Here is a 5,087-nt window from a genome sequence, read left to right on the forward strand (position 1 = left end):
TTCGAGCGCGAGGGCGGCTTTGACGGTCGGGTCCGGTGCGGGCCGGTATCCGTACATGCGTTGACCGTGCGGGTTGGCCAGCAAGCCCCCGCCGAGGTAGGCGGCGTTGACAATGCCCATGCCGGCCGCGGCTGCCCTGTCGAAGAGTGCTCCGGCGCTGCGGTCGACGAGTGTCCAGCGGTTGTGGTTGAGGAGCACGTCAAAGACGCCCAGGTCCAGGAACCGGTGTATGACTTTGACATCGCCGCCGGCCAGGCCGATCGCGCCGATGACGCCTTCGCGTTGGAGCTCAACGAGCACCTCTACCGCACCCCCCGGAGCGTCGAGCCCCTGGTCCAGGGCGTACTCCGGATCGTGGAGATAGACGAGCGGAAGTCTGTCGAGTCCGAGGCGTTCCTTGCTCTCCCGGATTGACCGGCGGACCCGCTCACCGGAGTAGTCCCCGTCCTTCCCGTCGGTCTTGGTGGAAATCAGGTAATCGGCGGGCAGCCCGCCCGCGCGGGCGATACCCTGCCCGATCCTGCGTTCGCTCTCGCCGTCCGAGTAACCGTTGGAGGTGTCGATGACCCGAACCGGGCTGCGGAGCAACTGGGTCACCAGATCGATGGCTTGTTCGGCGGGCACGTCGTAGCCGAACATTTCCGGCATGCTGCCGATCGGGCCGCCTCCGGCCGCGACGGCGGATACGGTCAGGCCGGTGTTGCCGAGGGGTCGGAGCCAGCCGGCGGGCATTTGCGGGTCCATGTCACTCTCCGTCATGGGCGGTGGGGTAGGCGACGAACGCGAAGTGTGTGCTGTCGGGTGACCAGCTGTTGACGTTGATGGTGCCTTGTCCGCCGAACAGCCGGTAGCGCTGGAGCGGGGTTGTCCAGTCCTGGGGTGAGACGACGATGACTTCGACGTCGAGGTTGGGCGGGTGGCCCAGGGTTCCGGGCGGGAAGGAGATGTAGGCCGCGGATTGGTTGTCCGCTGACAGGTGCGGGAACCAGTCCACTGTTTCACTCGTCACGAGGCGTTCGACTTCGCCGCTGGTGTCGTGGATTCGCGCGAGCTGCGCGTGTCCCGGAGCGGAGGTGAATCCCTCGGTGTTGAAGTAGATCCACTCCCCGTCCGGCGACCATTCCGGTCCGTCGATGTGACCGGTTCCGGTGTCAGGCCGCGATACAGACCCCCCTGTCAGTGGCAGAACAGCGAGCCTTCCCGGATTTGAGAAGTCTTTGAGTTCGACGTAGGCAAGGCGTTTGCCGTCCGGGGAGACGCCGTGGAGGAAGTGCCACATCCCGTCGTCCGGGCTCACGCGCTCGACGGCGCCCCCGCTGAGGGCGGCACGGTAGATGTGCCCGTCATTTCCCGACAGGAAAATGTGCTCGCCATCCGGATCCAGAACGTGGTCGTTGTTCAGTTCGGGGAGGCCGTCGTAGGGGATGTGGCGAAGGCCGGTTTCCGGAGTCGAGACGTCCACAGCCCAGAGCAGGCCGTTGCCGTTGACATACAGGGTCTTGCCATCGAGCGACCAGTTCGGTGCTTCGATTTGGAGTTCATCGGTCTCGAACAGCAACGTCGGCTGTGCCTGGGCCGGGCCGCCGATGAATACCTGTGACCGTTGCCCGCTGGCTAGCTGGGGAGCAGATGACATGCCTTGGTTCTCCTTGAAGGATGTGGAAGTGGTTTGTGCTTAGACGGGTTCCGGCGCGTACCATGCGGCGCCTTGGACTTCGACGTGCACGAGAAGGAGGTTGTCGCGCTTGATTCCGAGGGCTGAGACTTCGTCCACGATCGCGGCCATGGTCCGCTGCTTCTGTTCGTCGTTGTAGACGTTCTGGGCCACGAGTTCGATGAAGATGATGTCGTCGCGTTGCTGGTTCGGGAAGGTTGGGGAGTAGACGAGCTCGCCTGGCTCGTGGAGCCGGAAGATCTGGAAGAGATCGTCTTCGGGCATTTCGAAGCCTTTGACCATTCCGCGGAGGATGGCGGCGCTGATGTCAGCCATCTTCGGCTGGAGGGCGCGGTGCATGTCGATTCGTGCGTGGGGCATGGTGGTGTCTTTCCTGGTTTGTGGTTATTTCAACGCGCCGGCTGCGAGGCCGCGTTCGAAGAACTTTTGGAGGCTGATGTAGGCGATGAGGACTGGCAGCGCGGTCAGGACGGCAGCCGCGAGGACTTTGGTCTGGTCGTTGTTGAACTGCCCGACGAAGTACTGGGGTACCAGCGTGATCGTTTGCTGTTCAGGGGTCTGAAGGAACAGCAGCGGGAACAGGTACCCGTTCCACGAGTTGATGAAGACCAATACGACGATGGCTGCGACGATGGGTCGTGTCAGCGGCATGATGATGTGCCGGAATGCCTGCCAGGTGTTTGCTCCGTCGACCCGGGCCGCCTCGATGAGTTCATCGGGGATGCCGTCGACGAAGTTGCGGGCAAGGAGCACGGTGAACGGAATCTGCAGTGCTGCGGCCGGCACGATCACTGCCCACAAGGAGTTGTAGGCGCCCGCGGCTGTCACGGTTGCAAAGAGCGGTGCGAGGAGCACTACTTCCGGCAGTGTGAGGGCGGCGAGGAGCATCCAGAAGAAGAGTTCCTTGCCGCGGATATGTAGCTTGGAGAATCCGAATGCTGCAGTCAGGGTGCATGCAAGCACGATCACGAGGACGGCCGTGGAAAGCAGAACACTGTTGATGAAGAACCGGGGCAGCAGCCCGAGCGAGAGGACGGTGGCGTAGTTGCCCCAGCCGCTGCCTGCGAGTGAGCCTTGGACCATTGCGATCAGTGGGAAGACGAACGGCACCACCATGAGCGTCAGCACGAGCTGGAGTGCTCCTCTGGTGTACCAGCGACGGACCTCAAACACGGCGTGCCCCCTTTTCTTTGCCTGCGATGTTCAGGATGACGGCAACGGTGAGTGCCAGGACCAGAAGAATGATCGAGAGAGCGGCCCCGTAGCCGACTTGTGAAAGGGCAACGCTGACCCGGTAGATCTGCGTCCCCAGGAACTCCGTGCCGTACGACGGGCCGCCCTGGGTGATCAGGAAGGGCCAGTCGAAGGTCTTGAGCGATCCGATCGCCGTGAGGATAGCGATCGCCAAAGTTGTCCCCCTGACCCCGGGCCAGATGATGCTTCGGATAATCCTGAAGTTTCCCGCTCCGTCGAGCCTGGCCGCCTCCATGAGTTCCGGCTCGACCTGGCTCATGGCGGCGTAGTAAAGGACGAAGACGACACCTGTGGACTGCCAGATCGCGGCAGACATCACGGCGATCAGGGCCGTGTTCTGATCGGCCAGCCACGCGTAGGAGAAATCGTGCAGGCCCAGGGCCCGGATGATCTGATTGATCTGGCCATCCGGGGCGTAGATCGTGCGGAAGACCGGGGCCATGGTGGCGGGCGCCAGGACCACGGGGACAAAGATCAACACCTTGTAGAACACGCCCAGCCGCACCTTCGAGTGCAGAAGGATCGCGAAAAACATGCCGAGCGCTACCTGGACCGTGAATGTGACCACGAAGAAGATGCCCGTATGTACGACCGATTTCCAGAACACCGGATCCGCGAAAAGGTGGGTGTAGTTCTGGGCGCCGACCGGAATTGGCTCGGGACTGGCCCCGTCCCAATTCAGGGTGGAGATGTAGCCGGTATATCCGATGCAGTAGTACAGGACACCGACCGAGACAATCATTGCCGGCAGGATCCACGGGAAACCGAATCGGCGGTCGAGTCTCTTGCCCCGGGCACGCTCTGCGGTGTCAGGACGCCGGGGTTTGTTGGTCCCGCGGTCCGACTGCCCGTTGAGTGACGGTTGCTCCACGGATTTCACTGCTGCGCTGTTCTTGCTCATTTGCTTGCTTACTTACTTGTTTGCCGGATTTGCGTCAGCCACATGCTGTACGTCGTCTGCTGCCTGCGCCGGACTCTTCTGCCCGGTCAGCACCGCCTGGTTGGCGTCGATGATGGCCTGGATGACGGTAGGCGACAAGCCCAGTTGGCGCGGTTCGGTGGACTCGGCAGTCTTCTTGGCAAAGTCCTGCAGGAGTGGTGTCTGCACCTTGGGATTGACGAGCTGAATAGAGTTCCAGGCCGCCTCCACGCCCTTCAGGGTCGGGATCGAGTCGACGTTGTCGGACACGACCTGCTGGCCGGCTTTGCTGCCGCCAAGCCACAAGGCGAACGTTGTGGCCGCGTTACGTGACTTGGATTTGCTGTTGACCGCCTGCGCGGCATCCGGGTCGCTGAAGACCGTGTACGGATTACCCTTGCCGGCGACATCGGGGAACGGAACCGGAACAATGGTGATTTTCGGTGTATCCGAAGGGACCCCCGCTCCGGCCAGCGCCGCCGTGAGGCTGTTGACGGTCGCGTACTGCGAGTACCAGTAGCCCATCTGCACCATGGGGACCTTGCCTGTCAGGAAAGCGTTGTTGACGTCGGGATACTGCTGGACACCGACCGCGCCGGCGTCGAGGATTCCGTTGTCCGAGAGCTGTTTGAAGGTCTCCCATGCCTTGACCATGGTCGGGTCGGTCCACTTCTTGTCACCGCTGAGCGCTGCTGCGAAGACCCCGGGGTCAATGCTGTTCGCGATCGAGTGCAGGGTGTCAACGTCGAATCCGGCGCCCACTCCTTCTTTGAAGCACCCGAGCCCGTTGGCCCGGAAGGTCTGGCAAACCTTCACCCAGTCCTGGAGCGTCTTCGGCGCCGTGAGCCCGTACTTGTCGAAAAGATCTTTGTTGATCCACATACTCCCTGCGCCTTGCTTCGCCCACGGCAAGCCGGCGAGCTTGCCTTGAACGGTGAAGGCATCGGCCATCTTCGGTGCGATCTGGGACTTCCAGTCGTTCCCGAGCTTCGCCGTGATCGCCGGGGTCAGGTCCTGCGCGTACGGTGCGAAGACGCTGACCGGCCCGACGGTCCCGCTAGCGGAAACAGTGAAGACATCCGGACCGTCGTTGGACGCCAACGCCGGACGCAGCACGCCCGTGTAGTCAGCGTTGGGCACCTTCTTGTAGGTGACCTTGATGTCGGGGAATTCCTTGTTGAACGCAGCAATCTCCCGGTTGGCCAGATCATTGTCCGGCGTCCAGCTCCACCACTGGAT

General features: G+C 62.4%; 6 protein-coding genes. All 6 read right to left on the reverse strand.

Translation table 11 applies throughout. The annotated features are described in order from the left end of the window. Positions 1 to 744, reverse strand: a 744-nt coding sequence (locus KNN17_RS21945; RefSeq protein WP_241710997.1) for an aldo/keto reductase, incomplete at its 3' end; no start/stop codon positions are given. Position 745: 1 nt separating this feature from the next. Continuing rightward, a complete protein-coding gene (locus KNN17_RS21950; RefSeq protein ID WP_241710999.1) occupies positions 746 to 1,636 on the reverse strand; it encodes a TolB family protein in 891 nt (296 codons plus the stop codon). Positions 1,637 to 1,675: 39 nt separating this feature from the next. Continuing rightward, positions 1,676 to 2,035 carry a tautomerase family protein gene (locus KNN17_RS21955; RefSeq protein WP_241711001.1) on the reverse strand — a complete coding sequence of 120 codons (360 nt, stop codon included), beginning with the start codon at positions 2,033 to 2,035 and terminating at the stop codon, positions 1,676 to 1,678. A gap of 24 nt (positions 2,036 to 2,059) precedes the next feature. Further along, positions 2,060 to 2,848 (reverse strand): carbohydrate ABC transporter permease, encoded by a 789-nt coding sequence (locus KNN17_RS21960; RefSeq protein WP_241711003.1) that lies wholly within the window; start codon positions 2,846 to 2,848, stop codon positions 2,060 to 2,062. Continuing rightward, positions 2,841 to 3,830, reverse strand: a complete 990-nt coding sequence (locus KNN17_RS21965) for a carbohydrate ABC transporter permease (RefSeq protein ID WP_241711005.1) — start codon at positions 3,828 to 3,830, stop codon at positions 2,841 to 2,843. Before KNN17_RS21965 ends, KNN17_RS21960 begins: the two co-directional genes overlap by 8 nt. Before the next feature lie 12 nt (positions 3,831 to 3,842). Continuing rightward, positions 3,843 to 5,087: ABC transporter substrate-binding protein (locus KNN17_RS21970; protein WP_241711007.1), on the reverse strand; the 1,245-nt coding region annotated here is incomplete at its 5' end.

Origin of the sequence: Arthrobacter bambusae, from assembly GCF_022606295.1 — a bacterium.
In the GTDB taxonomy this organism is placed as follows: Bacteria; Actinomycetota; Actinomycetes; order Actinomycetales; family Micrococcaceae; genus Arthrobacter; species Arthrobacter bambusae_A.

Coding starts and splice junctions, on each gene's coding strand:
- KNN17_RS21950 (WP_241710999.1), bottom strand. CDS start 1,636: ATGTCATCTGCTCCCCAGCTAGCCAGCGGGCAACGGTCACAGGTATTC.
- KNN17_RS21955 (WP_241711001.1), bottom strand. CDS start 2,035: ATGCCCCACGCACGAATCGACATGCACCGCGCCCTCCAGCCGAAGATG.
- KNN17_RS21965 (WP_241711005.1), bottom strand. CDS start 3,830: ATGAGCAAGAACAGCGCAGCAGTGAAATCCGTGGAGCAACCGTCACTC.